Source organism: Providencia huaxiensis, assembly GCF_002843235.3.
GTDB lineage: Bacteria > Pseudomonadota > Gammaproteobacteria > Enterobacterales > Enterobacteriaceae > Providencia > Providencia huaxiensis.
Map to the genome: position 1 here is coordinate 1,602,979 of NZ_CP031123.2, position 21,127 is coordinate 1,624,105.

General features: G+C 42.3%; 22 protein-coding genes. 14 read left to right on the forward strand and 8 right to left on the reverse strand.

The window, feature by feature from the left end; translation table 11 throughout:
• Positions 1 to 11 precede the first annotated feature (11 nt).
• The 12 genes from CYG50_RS09060 (at position 12) to nadS (ending at position 10,685) form a co-directional block, all read left to right on the forward strand.
• Positions 12 to 452, forward strand: coding sequence for a DUF2569 domain-containing protein (locus tag CYG50_RS09060; RefSeq protein WP_102138600.1), 441 nt, complete (start codon positions 12 to 14; stop codon positions 450 to 452).
• An 84-nt stretch (positions 453 to 536) separates the two neighbouring features.
• Positions 537 to 1,118: an electron transport complex subunit RsxA gene (rsxA, locus tag CYG50_RS09065; RefSeq protein ID WP_004910983.1), complete on the forward strand. Its 582-nt coding sequence runs from the start codon at positions 537 to 539 to the stop codon at positions 1,116 to 1,118.
• Positions 1,118 to 1,732 carry an electron transport complex subunit RsxB gene (gene rsxB, locus CYG50_RS09070; protein ID WP_102138601.1) on the forward strand — a complete coding sequence of 205 codons (615 nt, stop codon included), beginning with the start codon at positions 1,118 to 1,120 and terminating at the stop codon, positions 1,730 to 1,732. The genes rsxA and rsxB overlap by 1 nt, the downstream gene beginning before the upstream one ends.
• The gene (gene rsxC, locus CYG50_RS09075; RefSeq protein WP_102138602.1) at positions 1,725 to 4,298 is read left to right on the forward strand and encodes an electron transport complex subunit RsxC; all 2,574 of its coding nucleotides are present in this window, start codon (positions 1,725 to 1,727) and stop codon (positions 4,296 to 4,298) included. Before rsxB ends, rsxC begins: the two co-directional genes overlap by 8 nt.
• A gap of 11 nt (positions 4,299 to 4,309) precedes the next feature.
• A complete protein-coding gene (gene rsxD / locus CYG50_RS09080) occupies positions 4,310 to 5,395 on the forward strand; it encodes an electron transport complex subunit RsxD (RefSeq protein ID WP_102138603.1) in 1,086 nt (361 codons plus the stop codon).
• A gap of 10 nt (positions 5,396 to 5,405) precedes the next feature.
• Positions 5,406 to 6,035, forward strand: a complete 630-nt coding sequence (gene rsxG / locus CYG50_RS09085; protein ID WP_102138604.1) for an electron transport complex subunit RsxG — start codon at positions 5,406 to 5,408, stop codon at positions 6,033 to 6,035.
• Entirely contained in the window at positions 6,035 to 6,751 is a 717-nt protein-coding gene (locus CYG50_RS09090; RefSeq protein ID WP_102138605.1) for an electron transport complex subunit E, read from the forward strand. The genes rsxG and CYG50_RS09090 overlap by 1 nt, the downstream gene beginning before the upstream one ends.
• A gap of 19 nt (positions 6,752 to 6,770) precedes the next feature.
• A complete protein-coding gene (nth, locus tag CYG50_RS09095; RefSeq protein ID WP_102138606.1) occupies positions 6,771 to 7,412 on the forward strand; it encodes an endonuclease III in 642 nt (213 codons plus the stop codon).
• A 138-nt stretch (positions 7,413 to 7,550) separates the two neighbouring features.
• Positions 7,551 to 9,494, forward strand: coding sequence for an exoribonuclease II (locus CYG50_RS09100; protein ID WP_102138607.1), 1,944 nt, complete (start codon positions 7,551 to 7,553; stop codon positions 9,492 to 9,494).
• 202 nt (positions 9,495 to 9,696) lie between these two features.
• A complete protein-coding gene (gene osmB, locus CYG50_RS09105) occupies positions 9,697 to 9,915 on the forward strand; it encodes an osmotically-inducible lipoprotein OsmB (protein WP_102138608.1) in 219 nt (72 codons plus the stop codon).
• A 151-nt stretch (positions 9,916 to 10,066) separates the two neighbouring features.
• Positions 10,067 to 10,399 carry a type II toxin-antitoxin system RelE/ParE family toxin gene (locus CYG50_RS09110; protein WP_102138728.1) on the forward strand — a complete coding sequence of 111 codons (333 nt, stop codon included), beginning with the start codon at positions 10,067 to 10,069 and terminating at the stop codon, positions 10,397 to 10,399.
• A 1-nt stretch (position 10,400) separates the two neighbouring features.
• Positions 10,401 to 10,685: a NadS family protein gene (gene nadS, locus CYG50_RS09115; protein WP_102138609.1), complete on the forward strand. Its 285-nt coding sequence runs from the start codon at positions 10,401 to 10,403 to the stop codon at positions 10,683 to 10,685.
• A gap of 67 nt (positions 10,686 to 10,752) precedes the next feature.
• On the opposite strand, the gene yciH is transcribed toward nadS, so the two are convergent.
• From yciH to CYG50_RS09140, 5 genes are all read right to left on the reverse strand, one after another.
• On the reverse strand, positions 10,753 to 11,079 hold the full coding sequence (yciH, locus tag CYG50_RS09120) for a stress response translation initiation inhibitor YciH (protein WP_102138610.1): 327 nt from the start codon (positions 11,077 to 11,079) through the stop codon (positions 10,753 to 10,755).
• The gene (pyrF, locus tag CYG50_RS09125) at positions 11,076 to 11,801 is read right to left on the reverse strand and encodes an orotidine-5'-phosphate decarboxylase (protein WP_102138611.1); all 726 of its coding nucleotides are present in this window, start codon (positions 11,799 to 11,801) and stop codon (positions 11,076 to 11,078) included. The genes yciH and pyrF overlap by 4 nt, the downstream gene beginning before the upstream one ends.
• 45 nt (positions 11,802 to 11,846) lie before the next feature.
• Positions 11,847 to 13,019 (reverse strand): lipopolysaccharide assembly protein LapB, encoded by a 1,173-nt coding sequence (lapB, locus tag CYG50_RS09130; protein ID WP_102138612.1) that lies wholly within the window; start codon positions 13,017 to 13,019, stop codon positions 11,847 to 11,849.
• 6 nt (positions 13,020 to 13,025) lie between these two features.
• Positions 13,026 to 13,343: a LapA family protein gene (locus CYG50_RS09135; protein ID WP_102138613.1), complete on the reverse strand. Its 318-nt coding sequence runs from the start codon at positions 13,341 to 13,343 to the stop codon at positions 13,026 to 13,028.
• 145 nt (positions 13,344 to 13,488) lie between these two features.
• Positions 13,489 to 14,211 carry a phosphatase PAP2 family protein gene (locus tag CYG50_RS09140; RefSeq protein WP_102138614.1) on the reverse strand — a complete coding sequence of 241 codons (723 nt, stop codon included), beginning with the start codon at positions 14,209 to 14,211 and terminating at the stop codon, positions 13,489 to 13,491.
• A gap of 213 nt (positions 14,212 to 14,424) precedes the next feature.
• Between CYG50_RS09140 and ribA the strand changes: the two genes are divergently transcribed.
• Both ribA and hemB read left to right on the forward strand, forming a co-directional pair.
• Entirely contained in the window at positions 14,425 to 15,021 is a 597-nt protein-coding gene (gene ribA / locus CYG50_RS09145; protein ID WP_102138729.1) for a GTP cyclohydrolase II, read from the forward strand.
• A gap of 189 nt (positions 15,022 to 15,210) precedes the next feature.
• Positions 15,211 to 16,188 (forward strand): porphobilinogen synthase, encoded by a 978-nt coding sequence (gene hemB / locus CYG50_RS09150; protein WP_102138615.1) that lies wholly within the window; start codon positions 15,211 to 15,213, stop codon positions 16,186 to 16,188.
• Between the two features lie 110 nt (positions 16,189 to 16,298).
• Here hemB and CYG50_RS09155 read toward each other — a convergent pair whose 3' ends face one another.
• The 3 genes from CYG50_RS09155 to cysB all read right to left on the reverse strand — a co-directional run bounded on the left by CYG50_RS09155 (position 16,299) and on the right by cysB (position 20,964).
• Positions 16,299 to 16,742 carry a hypothetical protein gene (locus CYG50_RS09155; RefSeq protein WP_102138616.1) on the reverse strand — a complete coding sequence of 148 codons (444 nt, stop codon included), beginning with the start codon at positions 16,740 to 16,742 and terminating at the stop codon, positions 16,299 to 16,301.
• A gap of 296 nt (positions 16,743 to 17,038) precedes the next feature.
• Positions 17,039 to 19,711 carry an aconitate hydratase AcnA gene (acnA, locus tag CYG50_RS09160; protein ID WP_102138617.1) on the reverse strand — a complete coding sequence of 891 codons (2,673 nt, stop codon included), beginning with the start codon at positions 19,709 to 19,711 and terminating at the stop codon, positions 17,039 to 17,041.
• 278 nt (positions 19,712 to 19,989) lie between these two features.
• Positions 19,990 to 20,964: an HTH-type transcriptional regulator CysB gene (gene cysB, locus CYG50_RS09165; RefSeq protein WP_102138618.1), complete on the reverse strand. Its 975-nt coding sequence runs from the start codon at positions 20,962 to 20,964 to the stop codon at positions 19,990 to 19,992.
• Positions 20,965 to 21,127 lie beyond the last annotated feature (163 nt).

The following is a 21,127-nucleotide window of genomic DNA, read 5'->3' on the forward strand; positions in this document are numbered from 1 at the left end:
TTTTATTAATTATGACTTCAGTTTATGACGCTAACCGCATCACTGGCTGGCTATTAGTTCCAGCAATCTATTTGTTATTAACCTTTTTAGCTGTTTGCAGTATGACTGTCATGTATTGCATTAAATTTTATGAGATTGTCACGACTGTTGACCATTGGACACGTTTTATTCCTGCCGCTTGGTATTTGTCATTCGCCATTGCTATTGGGATGACTATTTTCAGTATCCATGTGTTGCAACTGATGTTTTCTCGTTCAAAACATTTCCCTCGCCGTTTTATTATTTGGCTGCTTATTTTATTATTATTAGGCATAAAAACCTTCGCTTTTTCACCTATTGACGATGAAACCGCTTTGCAAGTCCTTGCATGGCCTTTAATTGGCGCGGGTTTCTTTGTCCCTTATTTCAAGCGTTCCCAACGTGTAAAAATGACTTTCACACAAGATCGATAAGCATCATATAAATTGCTTGATATCATAATGATAGTTTAACTGGCTGCGGCCAGTTTTTGTTCTTTTTTCATTTCAGGCAATAGCATGACTGATTATTTATTACTCTTTGTTGGAACAGTGTTGGTTAACAACTTCGTCCTCGTTAAATTCCTTGGCTTATGCCCTTTTATGGGCGTCTCAAAAAAACTCGAACCGGCCATTGGTATGGGCTTAGCAACGACGTTTGTTATGACATTGGCGTCAATCAGTTCTTGGTTGATTGACACACTTATCCTCATTCCTCTCGACCTCATCTATTTGCGGACGCTAAGCTTTATTTTAGCGATTGCTGTCGTTGTACAGTTCACTGAAATGGTGGTCAGGAAAACGAGCCCAACGCTCTACCGTTTACTCGGCATTTTTCTGCCTTTAATTACCACCAACTGTGCAGTTCTTGGTGTTGCCTTATTAAATATTAATATGTCTCATACTTTTATGCAGTCTGCCGTATACGGTTTTGGCGCTGCTGTGGGTTTCTCATTAGTGATGGTTTTATTTGCCGCTATTCGCGAACGTTTAGCTGTTGCCAATGTTCCAGCCCCTTTTAAGGGCTCGTCAATTGGCTTGATTACCGCTGGCTTGATGTCTCTCGCGTTTATGGGCTTTAGTGGTTTGGTGAAATTCTAATGATGTCTGTATGGATTGCTATCGGTATATTAGCCGTTTTTGGCCTAGTATTTGGGCTGATGTTAGGGTATGCCTCATTACGCTTCAAAGTTGAAGCTGACCCGATTGTCGAACAAGTTGAAGCAATATTACCTCAAAGCCAGTGCGGTCAATGCAGTTACCCTGGTTGCCGTCCTTACGCTGAAGCGGTTGCCAATAATGGGGAAATGATCAACAAATGCGCCCCAGGTGGCGAACAGGTCATGCTGAAAATCGCTGAATTGCTTAATGTCGACCCTCAACCGATTGATGGCGATGAGGCCGCGCAAAACCCCGTCCGTAAAGTTGCTATTATCGACGAAGAAAACTGCATTGGTTGTACTAAATGCATCCAAGCTTGCCCTGTTGATGCCATTGTGGGTGCAACCCGCGCCATGCACACTGTGATTGAAGACTTGTGCACCGGCTGTGACTTATGCGTCGCCCCTTGCCCTACAGACTGTATTGAACTTGTTCCTGTGAAAACGACTACAGCCAATTGGAAATGGGATTTAAACACCATCCCTGTAAAAAATATTAGTGTTGAACCCAATGAACAGCTTGTCTCTAAAGTAAGAGGTGAAACTCATGCTTAAGCTCTTTAATTGGTTAAAAAAAGATAATATCTGGGATTTCAAAGGTGGGATCCATCCGCCTGAAATGAAGCTACAATCTAGCCAGACACCGATGCGTATTGCATCAGTGCCCGATGAGTTGTTTATTCCATTACAACAACATTTGGGCCCTGAGGGAGAACTAATTGTTCAGGTTGGTGACTCAGTATTAAAAGGCCAGCCATTAACTAAAGGGCTTGGGCGTACTGTACCTGTTCATGCATCAACTTCAGGGGTGATCACTGCAATTGAACCTATGGTAACGGCACACCCTTCTGGTTTAAAAGAATTGTGTGTGCGTATTGCAGCCGATGGCCATGATACATGGTGTACTTTGTCCCCAGAGCCTAATTACGTTCAACTAACCCGTGCTGAATTACTGCAAAAAATTGAACAAGCTGGGATAGCCGGCCTCGGTGGTGCAGGTTTCCCAACCGCATCAAAATTGGCCGGAGGTCAAGATGCGATTAAAACATTAATCATTAATGCAGCTGAATGTGAGCCTTATATCACAGCTGATGATAGGTTAATGCAAGAACATGCACAGGAAGTCATTGAAGGCTGTCGTGTTTTACAGCATTTATTGAACCCTGACCAAATATTAATTGGTATTGAAGACAATAAACCTGAGGCTATTCAGGCACTCAAAGATGCGATCACGCCACAAGATAAACAGGTATTCATTAGGGTTATACCAACTAAATATCCATCTGGTGGTGCTAAACAACTGACAAAAATTTTGACAGGAAAAGAAGTGCCGTCTGGTGCGCGTTCTTCACAAATTGGTGTGTTGATGCAAAATGTCGGTACTGTGGTCGCCATTAAACGCGCGGTTGTTGATGGCCAGCCATTGATTGAACGAGTGGTAACTGTCACCGGAGAAGCAATCAGTAAACCGGGTAATTTTTGGACTCGTTTAGGGACTCCAGTTAAACATCTATTACAGCAATCCGGTTTTAACCCAGAGCCAGAACAAATGGTGATTATGGGGGGGCCTTTAATGGGCTTTACCCTACCCGACCTGAATGTCCCTGTCGTAAAAATTTGCAACTGCTTACTGGTCCCCACAATGGAAGAAATGGGACCTAAAGCACTAGAAGAAGCGTGTATTCGTTGTGGGTTATGTGTCGATGCCTGCCCAGCCGCGTTACTTCCTCAGCAACTTTATTGGTTCAGTAAAGGGGATGAACACGAAAAAGCGCAAAAACATAATTTATTTGACTGCATAGAGTGCGGTGCATGTGCTTATGTATGCCCAAGTAATATTCCGTTAGTGCAATATTATCGCCAAGAAAAAGCGGAAATTCGTGAAATTGCTCAAGAAGAGCGCCGAGCTGCTGAAGCTAAATTACGTTTTGAAGCAAAACAGTTGCGTATGGAACGTGATAAACAAGCACGAGAAGAACGCCATAAAAAAGCCGCGGTACAAGTTGATAGCGCGGATAAAGATGCAGTTAATGCAGCCTTGGCTCGAGTTAAAACCAAACAAGCAGCGACCGCGGAGCCCATTAAGATTATTTCGGGTGAACTGCCAGACAATAGTGCTGTGATTGCTGCTCGCGAAGCCCGTAAAGCTCAAGCCCGTGCAAAACAAGCTGAAAAACTGGCTAATGCACAAACAGAGCCCGTTGACACAGCGGCCACGGATGATCCTCGTAAAGATGCTGTCGCAGCCGCCATTGCCCGTGCGAAAGCTAAAAAAGCGGCGCAAGCGGAACCTGTAACTGAGCCAGTTGCTGAAGCAGTCACTGACGCAGACGTTGACCCGCGCAAAGCCGCTGTCGCAGCTGCCATTGCACGTGCGAAAGCCAAAAAAGCGGCGCAAGCGCAACCTGCAATTGATCCAGTCGCCGAAGCAGTCACTGACGCAGACGTTGACCCGCGCAAAGCCGCTGTCGCAGCTGCCATTGCACGTGCGAAAGCCAAAAAAGCGGCGCAAGTAGAACCTGTAACTGAGCCGGTTGCCGAAGCAGTCACTGATGCAGACGTGGACCCGCGCAAAGCCGCTGTCGCAGCCGCCATTGCCCGTGCGAAAGCTAAAAAAGCAGCTCAAGCGCAACCTGCAACTGAACCAGTTGCCGAAGCAGTCACTGATGCAGACGTTGACCCGCGCAAAGCCGCTGTCGCAGCCGCCATTGCCCGTGCGAAAGCCAAAAAAGCGGCACAAGCGCAACCTGCAACTGAGCCGGTTGCCGAAGCAGTCACTGATGCAGACGTTGACCCGCGAAAAGCCGCTGTCGCAGCCGCCATTGCCCGTGCGAAAGCCAAAAAAGCAGCTCAAGTGCAACCTGCAACTGAGCCAGTTGCTGATATAGTAACTGACGCTGAAGTTGACCCACGCAAAGCCGCTGTCGCAGCCGCCATTGCCCGTGAGAAAGCCAAAAAAGCGGCGCAAGCGGAACAACTTGCACAAGAAGAGCTCACCCCAGCAGCTGAACAACCCATTGAAGAGGAAACCGACCCTCGGAAAATTGCCGTTGCCGCAGCAATAGCGCGGGTAAAAGCCAAACAAGCACAAAAACAACATGAACAAACGACTACAGAGTAAGTGATAACGAGATGAAATTTAGGCCAATTGATGCGAAAAATCGCCGTTTAAAAATTGCTAGCGCGCCATTTACTCATAACAAACAAAGCACCAGTTTAGTCATGCTTTGGGTACTTTTAGCAGCAATACCCGGTATTGCTGCTCAAGTTTATTTCTTTGGCGTTGGCACCTTATACCAAATTATTTTAGCGATGCTAACAGCCGTTATCACAGAAGCGGTTTCTATTCGTTTGCGCCAGCAACCTGTAGTTCCTGTACTAAAAGATAATTCAGCCATTGTGACCGCACTATTATTAGCTATCAGCCTACCTCCGCTCTCACCTTGGTGGATGATCGTATTAGGGACATTTTTTGCTATTACCATTGCTAAGCAATGTTATGGTGGATTAGGACAAAACCCTTTTAACCCCGCGATGGTGGGTTATGTTGTTTTGCTAATATCATTCCCAGTTCATATGACAAACTGGCTACCCCCGCATGAATTACAGAGTATGTCGATTTCAGCACTTGATAGCCTATCAATCATACTCAGTGGCCATACGCCAACAGGGATCACCCTCGAACAGCTACGAACGGGAATTGATGGCATGAGCCAAGCGACCCCGCTTGATAGTTTTAAAACAGGGCTACTGACTCACTCTATTTCTGAGGTTTTACAGCAACCTATTTTACAAGGTTCCTTAGCGGGTATTGGTTGGCAATGGGTGAATATTGGCTATTTAGTCGGTGGTTTGTTCTTATTACAGCGCCGAATTATTAGTTGGCATATTCCTGTATCATTCTTAGGTACATTAGCGGTCTTAACTATTGTTAGCTACTTAGTTGATGATAGCCAACATGCATCACCATGGGTTCATCTGTTGTCTGGCGCCACTATGCTAGGGGCGTTTTTTATTGCTACTGATCCTGTCACTGCATCGACGACGCCTAAGGGGCGGATTATTTTTGGTGTGATTATCGGTTTCCTTGTTTGGGTGATCCGTGTATACGGTGGTTACCCTGACGCTGTCGCCTTTGCCGTGTTACTCGCCAATATTACCGTCCCATTAATTGATTACTATACGCAGCCTCGTGCGTACGGTCATGGACATAAGTAAGGATAACCGTATGTTGAACACGATGAGACGCCATGGGGTAACGTTAGCCATCTTTGCAGCAGGAACCACTGCGCTTAGTGCTGCTGTATACACGTTAACGAAAGGGACTATTGCTGAGCAAGCAGCTATTGTTCAGAAAAAACTACTCGACCAAGTAATACCAAGTGATTTATACGATAACGACCTCGCAAAAGAGTGTTATTTGGTCACTAATGAGGCCATACTGGGTAATAAACAACCTAGACGTTTGTATCTCGCCCGTAAAAATGGCGAACCTGTTGCTGCTGCATTAGAAACAACAGCACTAGACGGCTACTCTGGGGCTATACATCTATTAGTTGGAACCGATTTTCACGGTACCGTACTAGGTACTCGCGTAACAGAACATCATGAAACCCCTGGGCTTGGTGACAAGATTGAGACTCGAATATCTGATTGGATCACCTATTTTAGTGGTAAAAAAATAACCTCTGACAATGACCCTAAATGGGCCGTTAAAAAAGATGGAGGTGAATTTGATCAGTTTACTGGCGCAACAATTACACCCAGAGCAGTCGTCAACGCGACTAAGCGTACCGCTGTATTTATGCAACAAATTCCACAACAATTATCGAATTATCCACGCTGTGGGGACGAATAATGAGCGATTCATCTAAAGACTTATTAATGCAAGGTTTGTGGAAAAACAACTCTGCATTAGTCCAATTATTAGGGCTTTGCCCTCTTCTTGCTGTTTCATCGACAGCAACAAACGCATTAGGGCTAGGCTTAGCGACAACATTAGTCTTAGTTTGTACTAATGTTACCGTTTCTGCTTTACGCAGGTGGGTTCCTTCGGAAATTCGAATCCCTATTTATGTGATGATTATTGCGTCTGTTGTCAGCGCAGTACAAATGTTAATCAATGCATATGCTTTTGGTTTATATGAATCTCTTGGGATCTTTATTCCGCTAATCGTCACCAACTGTATTGTTATTGGACGCGCAGAAGCCTACGCTTCTCGTAATCCTGTTGGGCTATCAGCCCTTGATGGGTTTGCCATGGGCTTAGGTGCAACGGCGACCTTGCTTGTTTTAGGTTCAATTCGTGAGATTTTAGGAAATGGGACCTTATTTGATGGTGCTGACTTACTTCTAGGGTCTTGGGCCACCTCTCTTCGTATTGAAGTGTTACACCTTGATTCGCCATTTTTACTCGCTATGCTACCACCTGGTGCCTTTATTGGCCTCGCGCTACTCTTAGCAGCGAAGTATTTAATTGATGAAAAAATGAAAAAAAGAGCCGCACGACAATCCGGTATCCAACCCGAACGTGAATATGAAAAACAGCAAGGTTGCGGCAGCCATATTTCTTAACAGTGATATTTTGTGAGCAATGAATAAATCAAAACGCATTGAAATTCTAACTCGTCTACGGGATAACAACCCACACCCGACAACGGAGTTAGAGTTTAACTCCCCCTTTGAGCTGTTAATCGCCGTTTTATTATCAGCTCAAGCCACTGATGTGAGCGTCAATAAAGCGACAGCAAAGCTCTACCCAGTTGCTAATACGCCTGAAACTATTATGGCGCTCGGTGTAGATGGGATAAAAGAGTACATTAAAACCATTGGCTTATTTAATACCAAGGCTGAAAGTGTCTATAAAACCTGCCAAATTTTGATTGAAAAACACAACAGCCAAGTTCCTGAAAACCGAGAGGCCTTAGAGGCTTTACCGGGTGTCGGTCGCAAGACGGCAAATGTGGTTCTTAATACCGCATTTGGCTGGCCGACTATCGCGGTTGACACGCATATTTTCCGTGTCTGTAACCGCACTAACTTTGCCCCTGGTAAGAATGTCGTTGAAGTTGAAGAAAAACTCCTTAAAGTTGTACCAGCAGAGTTTAAAGTCGATTGTCACCATTGGTTTATTTTGCATGGACGTTATACTTGTATTGCCCGTAAACCTCGCTGTGGCTCTTGTATTATCGAAGATTTATGCGAATTTAAAGAAAAAATTTATCCAGAAGATTAACCACGGTACTATTTTTATAGGTTACAGATAATCGATATTTTTAATAAAGAATCTAGTCTGTAACGCATTTTTTCCTTGCTCTAAGACTTTGTCTTACGTAACAATAGAGCCAAACCCAACATCAATAAAACGGTAAGTATGTTCCAAGACAACCCACTGCTCGCGCAACTAAAACAAACATTACATGCCCAGACTCCACGCGTCGAAGGGCTGGTGAAAAGCACTGAAAAAGGCTTTGGCTTTCTCGAAGTTGATGGCCAAAAAAGTTATTTTATTCCACCGCCTCAAATGAAAAAAGTCATGCACGGTGACCGTGTTGTCGCTGCTGTTCATACAGATAAAGACCGTGAATTCGCAGAGCCAGAAGAACTGGTAGAACCTTTCTTAGACAGGTTTGTTGGGAAAATACAAAAAAAAGAAAATGATAACCGCTTATTTGTGATCCCTGACCATCCCTTACTTAAGGACATGATTTCTTGCCGCCCAGTCAATGGCATTACTCATGAATTTAAGCAAGATGATTGGGTGGTTGCACAAATGCGTCGCCACCCATTAAAAGGTGATAAAACTTTCTACGCTGAAATTACTGAGTTTATCACCGATGGTGACGACCATTTTGCCCCATGGTGGGTAACGTTACGCCGTCACCAATTAGACCGTGATGAGCCTCAAATGGTTGATAGCGAACGAGATGACCAAGGCATTGAACGCGTTGATTTAACTCACTTACACTTTACGACGATTGACAGCGCTAGCACTGAAGATATGGATGACGCACTCTATGTCGAAAGAATCGATAACGGTGACTTAAAACTGTATATCGCTATTGCTGACCCAACAAGCTATATCCCAGAAGGAAGCGAGCTAGATAAACTGGCTTTAGCCCGTGGATATACCAACTATTTGCCTGGTTTTAATATTCCAATGTTACCGCGCAAATTGTCAGATGACCTATGCTCTTTGCGCCCAAATGAACGTCGCCCTGCTTTAGTCTGCATTGCACTCATCAAAGAAGATGGACGCATTGATGATAACATTGAATTTTTCAGTGCTTGGGTTGAATCAAAAACTAAATTAGTTTATGACGAAGTCTCTGATTGGCTTGAAAATACAGGTAGTTGGCAGCCAGAAAATGATATTGATAAGCAACAAATTTTACTGCTTAAAGAAATGGCTGACAGGCGTTTGCAATGGCGTGAAAACAATGCACTCGTGTTCAAAGATCGCCCTGATTACCGCTTTGTATTAGATGATAGCGGAAATGTGGTTGATATCGTGACCGAACGTCGCCGCAGTTCTAATCGCATTGTTGAAGAAGCGATGATTACTTCTAACCTCTGTGCTGCAGCGGTACTAAAAGAAAAGCTAGGGTTTGGCGTATTTAATGTACATATGGGGTTTGAACCTCTGCAAATTGACCAAGTTGTTCAAACACTAAAAGACAATGGCATTGAAACAACGGCAGAATCGCTATTAACACTAGAAGGCTTCCGTCAACTACGTCGCCAATTAGATGCTCAGCCAACTCAATTCCTTGATAGCCGTATTCGTCGCTACCAAACGTTTGCAGAAGTCAAAGCTGATCCTGGCCCGCATTTTGGTTTAGGGTTTGATGCTTATGCGACATGGACTTCACCAATCCGTAAATACACAGATATTGTCAATCACCGTTTAATCAAGTCGATTATTGCGGGTAAACCTTCCGCGGATAAACCCTCCGAAGAGTTATCAATCAAATTAGCAGAACGCCGCCGTGCAAACCGTATGGCTGAACGCGATGTTGGTGATTGGCTCTACTCTCGTTACTTAAAACCTTTTGAAGGTACGGATACAAAATTCCCAGCTGAAATTATTGATATCACCCGTGGTGGAGTACGAGTCCGTTTAGTCGACAATGGAGCTGTCGCATTTGTTCCCGCCCCCTTCATTCATAGCGTTCGTGATGAAATCCAATGTAGCCAAGAAACAGGTAATGTTCTTGTGAAAGGTGAAATCGCTTATCAGCTTAATGATATTATCAATGTCACCATTAATGAAGTTCGCATGGAAACACGTAATATCGTCGCTAGACCTGCCGAATAATAACTTTTGTGCTACTCTTAAAAGACCATAGTTTTTGATACCTATGGTCTTTTATTCCTCTGTCTGTTATTTTTCAACCTCAAATTCGGTTAAGCGTTAAACTGCAGGCGTTTTCCCATATTTTTTCCTGATTATTCTTATTCGTAAATTTACCTATCGTGATATTTTATTAACTGTTAAATCTGCACTAAGGGTCAATAAAATGAACACAGTAAACAAACGTATTTTATCATTTGTGGTGGTAGCCACTGTCGCTATCAGTGTCAGTGCCTGTTCAAATATGTCTAAGCGCGATAAAAACACAGCGATTGGTGCCGGTGTAGGTGCTGTTGGTGGCGCGGTACTGACTGGCGGGAGCTCTATAGGTACCGTTGGCGGTGCTGCTATTGGTGGAATAATTGGCCACCAAGTAGGCAAATAAATCTCATCATCTCCTATAGCCGCTCCCCTTAATCTAGAATAGCGTTCCTCATGAACGCTATTCTATTTTTCATATCCGATAATCGATTAAACTATTGACGCCAAAAAGTGTACAAAGTACACTTATGTTTAATACAAAGGGAGGGAACCCTGTGAGTCACGCAATTGAATTTATTGAAACCAGCTTTTTTACCAAACAAATCCAATCTATCGCCACACAAGAAGAACTTAGGATATTACAAAATGAACTTATCGCATGGCCAGATAAAGGCGATATCATCCAAGGAACAGGTGGGCTACGTAAAATTAGGATGGCAACAGGTAATAAAGGGAAAAGTGCAAGTGTACGCGTTATTTACTTCCTAGCTACAGCAGAAATTATTTATTTTATAATGGCTTACCCAAAAAATGTCAAAGACACGCTAAGTGACTTAGAAAAAGCAGAATTAAAGAAACTAACGAAATTACTAAAAAATGAGGTGTAAAATGAGTATATTCAACGAATTAAAAGCCTCTTTAGAAGAAGCTGTTGAAATAAAACAAGGTCATCAAAAAGCCGCTAATGTTACTCGTTACGAAATTACTGATGTCAAAGCTATTCGAGAACAACTGAATGTTTCACAAAGCGAATTAGCCCATGCACTAGGCACTAGCATCGATACCATTAAAAGTTGGGAGCTTAAACGACGAAACCCAACAGGATTAGCGGCTAAAATACTCATCGCTATTAAGCGTAATCCGGCTTTGTTTGCTGAATTAGCAGAAATTTAATCATTTCAATCTTTATCAAATGAGTGGCTCTCTAATAGCCACTCATGATAAAAAACTCTCAAGTCAATCAGCCACCAGCTAGCTTAACTTGAAAACCTTTCGCCTCAAGGTACTGTTTGATAACATCACGTTTATCACCTTGAATTTCAACATTACCGTCTTTGACTGCACCGCCACAACCACATTTCTTTTTAAGATCAGCCGCTAGTTTAGACAATTCGCTGTCTTCAAGGTCAAGACCAGTTACAACACAAACCCCTTTTCCTTTACGACCTGAAGTCTCACGGCGAATTCGCACAATACCATCGCCTTTAGGTCTTTCAACTTTGGGCTTATCTTCAGCAATACGCCCTGTCTCAGTACTGTAAACAAGACGACTATTTGAATCACTCATAGCAAACCTTCAATAGATTGATTGATTTGTTGTAATGTGACTGTTGGGTTTTCACTGCGCGTAATCGGACGACCAATCACCATATAATCGACACCCGCTTTTACTGCATCTTGTGGTGTCATGATACGTCGTTGGTCCCCAACATCACTCCCCGTAGGGCGAATGCCTGGGGTAACTAATTTGAAATCCGCACCACATAGCTGCTTTAAGCGTTGTGCTTCATGGGCTGAGCAAACAACACCGTCTAACCCACATTGCTTAGTTAATAAGGCTAAACGCTCGGCATGATCTGCCGGTGAAGCATTAATCCCAATACCGATAAGATCAGACTCATCCATACTCGTTAATACGGTTACTGCGGTAAGTAATGGTGCATCTTTGCCATAATGTTCAAGTGATTGACGTGCAGCTTCCATCATACGAGCACCTCCACCAGCGTGAACATTAACCATCCAAACCCCCATTTCAGCCGCAGCTGCAACCGCACGGGCGACAGTATTAGGAATATCATGGAATTTCAAATCTAAGAAAATATCGAAACCACGCTCATGGAGTGACTTAACAAATTGAGGACCATTAAAAGTAAACATTTCTTTGCCTACTTTTAAGCGACAATCACGTGGGTCAATGCGATCCACAAAAGCCAAAGCCTCATTAGCATCTTCATAATCAAGTGCCACAATAATTGGCGAATGTGTGTGGTTCTCAGTTGAGGAAATCATTTCTTAGCCTTTAAAGAGTCGTTATTATTTAAGAAGGTGACGCTGTCACTGCCCATCCAGCCCGCGAATAGGCTTAATTGTGTCCCAAGAGCGACAAGATGGGCAATGCCAATATAATGCACGCGATGTAAACCCACATTTATGGCAACGATAATCGGGTTTTGTACGAATTTGTTCTCCTACCATTTTACGAAGCAAAATCAAACTTTCTTTTGCCCTTCCATCTTCGGCTTCTTCAAGATGGTAGTCCATTAAACGATAGAATAAACGCATGGTAGGATGGCGTTGAATTTGGTCATTAATATAATTTGCAGCAGCTTCATGGTTTTGTTTTTCAACAATAATATCAGCTAAATAAAGTTCTGCGATAGCCCCTGAATTACCTGCAACACACTGACGTAGGTAATCTTCCCATTCATCTGCTTGGCCGGTATGTTGGTAGCAATCAAACAGTAAAGGTAATGTTTCAGCGACTAGCTCTCTATCTTGTTCATAGACTTGTTTTAGAACATGAATCGCTTTATCGTAATTACCTTGTTCGATAAATAACCGCCCCTTCATAATTGAAACCCGAGCACAGTGGTTATCGGCTTGTTCTGCTTTATTTAACAATGTCAGAGCATCTTCAAGATCATCACTCGCGAGTTGTTGGGTCGCTAATTCGCAATAAAAATGGGCAATTTGCTCTCGTAGTTCTGGATGCCCTGATTTAACCAGTTTACCTGCTGTTTCAATGGCTTTAGTCCAGTCACTGGTTAGTTGGTAAATATTTAATAGGGATTGTAAAGCACTTTGTTTGAAATCAACTTCATCCGTTAATTGCTGGAACATATTTTCTGCACGGTCATAAACGCCTGCAGCCATATAATCTCGGCCAAGTTGTTGAGTTGCTAATAAACGTTGTTCAAATGATAAAGCGGCACTTTCCACCAGCGATTGGTGAATACGGATGGCACGTTCAACTTCACCTCGAGAGCGAAATAGATTTCCCAAAGTGAGATGAGCCTCAAAGGCGGAGCTGTCTTCATTTTTTAGCATGTCGAGGAACAAATCGACAGCTTTATCTTGTTGATTAGATAATAGAAAGTTAACGCCTGTCACATAATCACGTGACAAGCGATTCGCATGTTGTTGCTTATCTTGTTGAGCACTTCTGCGCCCCATATACCAACCGTAAGCAGCAGCAACCGGTAGCAGCAGAAACAGCAACTCGAACATACAGGATTATTCCTTGTTCTGAGTCGTCACTAATGAGGTTGATTCGGAAATATTATTTTCTCCAGCACCTAATTGTGATTCTAAACGTCTAATTTTACGACGTGCATTTTTCAGGCTAACAATGACCCGTAAATAAAACGCAGCACAGACTAGCCAACCTAGCACAAAACCGACACCAAAAAGTGATGCAAGAAGGGTTGATAATGAAAAATCCCCTTTTGCAATCAGGTAGTTAAATGTAATAACCTGATCATTGCTTGAACCTAGCGTAATCGAAATAATAAAAAAAGCGACCGCTAGTAATAAAATCAGAAAATATTTCACATTTATTCCCGTTATCAGTTCTATTCATCCAATAATATCTACCTGTTAAGGTAGCATTTCCAGCGCATTCAGACAAAGCAATTTATTTTATACAATGAGAGATTTAAGCTATATCCCCTCTAATAATGGTTAACTTGATGAAAGATTAATCGGCTTTGTTAAATACCCCCCATGTCCGCAAAATATAATAACCAAATATGGTAAAACAGGCACTGATGATCACGGAAGTAATTATATCAATAGGCCAATGCATGCCCAACAGCATACGGCTAAATGCAATACCCTCAGCCCAAATAGCAAGCCCTATCGATAACACATATAAACGTTGTTGCCAAAAGAGCGCGATTAAAAACAATGCCCAGCCAGCTGCAAATAGCATATGACCAGAAGGAAAAGAATACCCTGTTTCTGCTTGCCAATGCTTACGCTGCCATTTAGGTACATTTTCATCTTGTTTAACTGTGTCTTTAATTAATTTCGCTCGTATACTACGTTTTAACTCATAAAAATCTGATGAAGGAATTTGATATTCGGTTGCCAGCCATTCTACATAAGGGCGTGGCTCTTTAAATGTGCTTTTCAATGCGCTCTTCAAACCTTGTTGCAGTAATACAACGCAGATAAGAACAAACAGAATTTTTAGTCGCTGTTTCTTTTTTGAACGAAAAACAAATGCAACCGCCCCTAGAAATAACAGAGCCGTTAAAACACTGTAAGGCGTTCCCGCAGTGTCTGTCAGCCAAAGAAGCCATTTCATTGAGTTAAACTGGGTTTCTGGTGACCAATGCCAGCCTGTGATTATCATCAACATGGGCGGTGTCATTAATAACAATGCAAAAGCACAAACGACCAAAACAGTTTTTTTCATTCAATGTATTCCAAGTAAAGTTCTATTAAATATACAAATATTACATTCACACATTATTAACTCTGTTATAGTAATACAGTGTTGGTCGTGTGCAAAGAATACCAACCTCTATATGCTAAACGTCATATAGCATCGATGTAATATAGTTAAGCTACTTTATATCGATAAACGTTATTAATTAAGCAAGAGTTACTTTAACTAATGAAAGAAAATATGCAGCTAAAACGCGTTGCTGAAGCAAAGCTCCCAACACCTTTTGGTGAATTTTTAATGGTGGGTTTTGAAGAAATCGCAACCGGTCGTGATCATGTAGCGTTAATTTTTGGCGATATCTCTGGAAATACACCGGTTCTCAGCCGGATCCACTCCGAATGTTTAACCGGAGATGCGTTATTTAGTCTACGCTGCGATTGTGGTTTTCAATTAGAAGCCGCGCTCTCTCAGATTAGTAAAGAAGGCCGAGGAGTATTACTTTATCATCGTCAAGAAGGCCGAAACATTGGCTTGCTGAATAAAATTCGCGCTTATGCATTACAAGATCAAGGCCTCGATACGGTTGAAGCCAACATCAAACTCGGATTTAAAGCCGATGAGCGTGATTTTACCTTATGCTCTGATATGTATAAGTTATTGGGGATTAATGAAGTTCGCTTATTGACGAATAACCCGAAAAAAATCGACATCATGCGTGAAGCAGGAATTAACGTTGTAGAGCGTGTTCCACTGATTGTCGGCCGCAACCCAAGTAATGAACATTATCTTGACGTTAAAGCAGAAAAAATGGGGCACATGCTATTTAAGCACCAGTGATCTCACCAAAGGAAGAGTGTTCTGCTCTTCCCTTTGTTTCTCCTATTTCATTATAGCCTCTCAAAGTGTGCCATTTATTGGCTACTATATTCACTTTCTTTCCATAAGGTTTATACTGTTAGCCATCTGATTACCCTGACGAATAAACTGAATTCTTGAGGCTTATTCCGCATACTACCAGGAGATACTGTGAACAACCTGCATTCCATTCAACGCATGAGAAGATTGCGTAAAACTGAAAAACTCCGCACTTTATTCCAAGAAACACATCTTTCCGTTAATGACCTTTGCTTGCCAATTTTTGTTGAAGAAGAACTCGACGACTATATGCCAATCAATAGTATGCCGGGTGTTATGCGTATTCCAGAAAAACGTCTTGCTTATGAAATTGAGCGTATCGCAAATGCAGGAATAAAATCAGTGATGACCTTTGGGGTCTCCCATCATCTTGATGATAATGGTAGTGATGCATGGCAAGAAAATGGTTTAGTGGCACGTATGTCACGTATCTGTAAAGAAACCGTTCCTGAAATGATAGTGATGTCTGACACCTGTTTTTGTGAATACACCTCCCATGGCCACTGTGGAGTCATGCACGGCCATCTCGTTGATAACGATGCAACCATCCATAACCTAGGTTTACAAGCGGTTGCCGCTGCACGCGCAGGTGCTGATTTTATTGCCCCTTCTGCCGCAATGGATGGTCAGGTAGCGGCAATTCGCCATGCACTTGATGAAGCTGGTTTTACAGACACCGCAATCATGTCTTACTCCACAAAATTTGCTTCAGCACTTTATGGCCCATTCCGAGATGCAGCGGGTTCATGCCTTAAAGGGGATAGAAAAACGTATCAGATGAACCCAATGAACCGCCGTGAAGCACTCCATGAGTCATTAATTGATGAACGTGAAGGTGCTGACGCATTGATGATAAAACCTGCGGGAGCCTATTTGGATATTATTCGTGATTTACGCGAACATACTCAATTACCTATCGGTGCTTATCAAGTCAGTGGCGAATATGCGCAAATTAAATTTGCTGCTCAAGCGGGTGCAATTGATGAAACGCGTGTGGCTCTTGAAACACTCGGGTCAATCAAACGCGCAGGGGCTGACCTCATTTTCACTTATTTTGCTTTACAATTAGCCGAAGCCAACGCGTTATAACCTCTTTCCGTTAAAGAAAATCGCACCACTGTATATAATCACAGTAGTGCGGTTTTTTGCCATTTTTGGTGAATAATAATACTTAAACTGCCTTACTTATAACCAAATGGCTATTTTGCTCTTTGCAATTCAAGTTGTTGAGTTAAAGTTTGAGCATAATGCTTCGCCTGTTCTGCCGTTGCCAAACCGGCAATTAATAAATCTTGTTTACCCGCAGATGTCGTTGCAACCACTCCCCAGTAATCAACTTCAACTGTAATACTTTCAGGGTTTTGATCTGGCATTGGCAAAATATCAAAATAGTCTTGTAATGGTGCAATAGTAATGGTGGTGTAATCTGCATTTAAGCCCAATGGAAATTCTTTATCTGCATATAGACGCAAATCATGAACTTCCGTTTCAGGTGTTCTCATCACAATAGAATATAAGTTAGGTATGTGCTCCAAAATGTCACGAACCTCTTCGTTCGCACCATCAAAATGGGATGTGGTTAATAAGATATCTGCTGCCCACAATGCCCCTTTATAGAAATCGGTTTCATTGATATCTGCCATACTCATTTCCTTTATAGTGTTTTCGATAAGCTCAGTCACATGGTGACCTGTACTCAAGCTATTACATTCAATTATTTTGCACAAAGAAACTTATTTATGGCGAACTTCACCCTATTTTCATTTAGCCTAGTTGCGACTATTTTCTCCTTTAATCTACCGTCTATTTAACACCATAACGTAGATTGCCATCAAAAATATTGAGAAAAAACAAGATTGATAAATAAGATTAAATATTAAAAAACAAAAACGCCCGTAGGATACAATCATACAGGCGTTTAGCTATTACGGTTTAATGATTAATGTAGCATCTGCCTTATCACATAATGCAAAATACCACCATGACGGTAATAATCCATCTCAGTTGACGTATCAATACGACAGCGAGTTATAACTTCCTTTATATCACCATTGCCATAAGTGATCCTCACTGTGATATCCTGCCCTGGGGTAATTGATTGTAACCCTGTGACATCAATGCGTTCATCTCCTTTTAACCCGAGCGTTTTGCGAGATACCCCATCTTTGAATTCTAGAGGTATAACCCCCATGCCAATCAAATTAGAACGGTGGATACGCTCATATGATTCAGTAATAACGACTCTCACACCTAATAAATTCGTGCCTTTCGCAGCCCAATCCCGGCTAGAACCTGAACCGTATTCTTTACCTGCGATTATGGCCAGTGGGCGATTTTCTTGTTGATACAACATTGCCGCATCATAAATCGCCATTTGTTTGCCAGTCGGTATATGTAAGGTATAGCCCCCTTCAACACCGGGCACCATTTCATTACGAATACGAATGTTTGCAAATGTCCCCCGCATCATCACTTCATGGTTACCACGACGCGAACCATAAGAGTTGAAATCTGCGACAGCAACACCGTGCTCTTGCAGATATCGCCCAGCAGGGCTCTCTTTTTTGATATTCCCCGCAGGAGAAATATGGTCAGTAGTTACCGAGTCGCCGAGGATCGCTAAAATATTTGCACCATGAATATCGTTGACCGGTGCTGGCTGGACTTTCATCCCCTCGAAGAAAGGTGGATGGCGAATATAGGTTGAGTCTTCTTGCCAAGAATAAGTGGAAGAACTTTCAACTTTTAATGCTCTCCAAGCGTCATCACCTTCAAAAACCGCATTATATTCCTTACGGAACATATCTGTTTTAACTTGCTGTACAGCTTGCGCAATTTCAGCACTCGATGGCCAAATATCTTTCAAGTAAACATCGTTACCTGATTTATCGACACCGATAGGATCGGTTTTCAAGTTGATATTCATATTACCCGCCAGCGCATAGGCAACCACAAGTGGCGGTGATGCTAACCAGTTGGTTTTCACCAGTGGGTGAATTCGCCCCTCAAAGTTACGGTTACCTGACAGCACGGCACCAACAGTAAGATCTGTTTGTTTAATCGCCTCTTCTATTGGTTCTGGTAATGGCCCTGAGTTACCTATACAGGTTGTACATCCATACCCAACAAGGTTAAATCCAAGCTTATCTAAATACGGCGTTAAGCCGGCAACGGCAAGATAATCAGTAACCACTTTAGAGCCCGGTGCCAATGAAGATTTAACCCATGGCTGGCGAACTAACCCTTTTTCAACAGCTTTTTTTGCTAATAGCCCCGCTGCCATTAATACACTTGGGTTCGACGTATTTGTACAAGATGTAATTGCTGCAATAACGACTGCGCCATCGGTTAACTCAAAGGTTTTATTTTGATATTTAACGGAAGGATAGCTTGATGGGGTTTTCTTGTTAACTTCTAACTCGACTGCACCGCGAAATGCTTTTGATACTTGGCTGAGTTCAACTCTGTCTTGTGGACGTTTAGGCCCTGCTAAGCTGGACTCCACCGTTGACATGTCTAACTCAAGTGTACTGGTAAAAATCGGTTCATCACCTGCATAACGCCATAAACCCTGCTCTTTACTATAAGCTTCCACCAGCGCAATTTCATCATCACTGCGCCCAGTTAAACGCATATAAGACAGTGTTACTTCATCAACAGGGAAAAAGCCACACGTTGCGCCATATTCAGGGGACATATTCGCAATTGTTGCTCGGTCTGCTAATGGCAAATCGGCCAAGCCATCACCATAAAATTCAACAAACTTACCCACTACACCATGTTGACGTAGCATTTGTGTTACCGTCAATACAAGGTCGGTTGCCGTTATCCCTTCGGGTAATTTCCCTGTTAATTTAAAGCCCACAACATCAGGGATCAGCATTGAAACCGGTTGGCCTAACATCGCGGCTTCAGCTTCAATACCACCGACACCCCATCCTAGTACACCGAGCCCGTTGATCATGGTTGTATGGGAGTCTGTTCCGACTAAGGTATCCGGGTAAGCATATAATTTACCGTCAATTTCTTCATGCCATACCGCCTTACCTAGGTATTCTAAATTAACTTGGTGACAAATACCGGTACCCGGTGGCACCACTTGAAAACGGTTAAATGCTTTTTGCCCCCAACGTAGAAATAAATAACGTTCATGGTTACGCGCCATTTCAATTTCGACGTTATCATCAAAAGCAGATTGTGTGGCAAACTCATCCACCATAACAGAGTGGTCAATCACTAAATCAACGGGAGACAGCGGGTTCACTTGCTCAACATTACCGCCTAGTGATTTAACCGCTTCACGCATCGCAGCAAGGTCAACAACCGCCGGAACTCCGGTAAAATCTTGCATGAGAACACGCGCGGGGCGATAAGCAATTTCCCTATCTGCATGCGCGTTTTTTTGCCAGTCAATGATGGCTTGTAAATCTTGTTCGACAACTGAGCTCCCATCAATATGACGTAATAGGTTTTCGAGTAAGACTTTTAATGACTTAGGTAACTTCGTCCCCTCACCGAGCTTTTTTTCAGCAAGCGCTAAACTGAAGTAATTATACTGCTTGTTTCCAACATTGAGTGTCGAGGCACTCGTTGTTTTTAGACTCAACGACATAACTCCTCCTTGGTTTTTATGACTATGGCAATATGTGTATTTACCACTATTATTTTTTGTTAACCAATTGTAATCATAGTTGCTCTAGAGATTTGATTTATAGATTTTGTGCCAAATATTGAATTTATCTCTATTAATAATAGGAAATTTAAGATAAGAAGGGAAATAAGTCAGAAAAAAACCGAGAACACCAGCTAGGTATTAATAATAAAAACCCTAGAAATACGATCACTAGGGTTCCTTCTTACAAATTAAGACAATGCAAAAATATAAAGAAATTAAATAATAGGCAGTTTCATATCTTTAAAAAATTCTTCAATTTCGTCATTGTTACGAATAGCAACCGCTTTATCGACCACATCACGCGTTAGATGCGGTGCGAAGCGCCACATAAAATCATACATATAACTACGTAAGAAACTGGTACGCTTAAAACCGATCTTAGTTGTGCTATAGCTGAACTTATCACGCATATCAATTACAACTAAATCGCTATCACTAACAGGATCAACCGCCATACTCGCAATAATACCAATCCCTAGGCCTAATCTAACGTAGGTTTTGATCACGTCTGCATCGGTTGCGGTAAAAATAATTTTAGGCTCAAGACCAATTTTCTGAAATGCCACATCTAATTCTGAACGACCAGTAAACCCATGGGTATAGGTTACAATTTGATATTCAGCAATATCCTCAATAGTGACATTTTTTTTCTCCGCAAGTGGATGGTCTTTTTGCACAACCACACAGCGATTCCAATGGTAGCATGGCAACATAATCAAATCGTTATAAAGGTGTAATGCTTCGGTTGCTATCGCAAAATCACTGTTACCTTTGCAAACTTCCTCAGCGATTTGCGTTGGTGAGCCTTGCTGCATGTGCAATGAGACATGTGGATAACGCTCAATAAAACCTTTGATGGTTGGAGGTAAAGCATAGCGAGCTTGTGTATGTGTCGTGGCAATACTCAAGCTGCCTCTATCTGGATAAGTATGTTCCCCAGCAACCGAGCGGATCGCTTCTATTTTTGATAACACTTCACGAGAGATCCGCACGACTTCTTCCCCTGCAGGGGTAACATGCGTTAAGTGCTTACCGCTACGTGCAAAAATTTGGATCCCCAGCTCATCCTCAAGCATCCGCACTTGTTTACTGATACCGGGCTGCGATGTAAAAAGCCCCTCAGCAGTTGAGGAGACATTCAAGTCATGGTTAACCACTTCAACAATATAACGTAATTGCTGCAATTTCATATTTCAGTCTACCTCATACATGGATAGTGTGCTTTTGCTATCTATAGCTAAAGAATATTAGATATAATCAAAAGTTATAATGGACTAATTTGATATAACAAATATAACATCATTATCATAAGAATAAACAGTATGATGATAAAATTTCATCTAAGTGCTATCC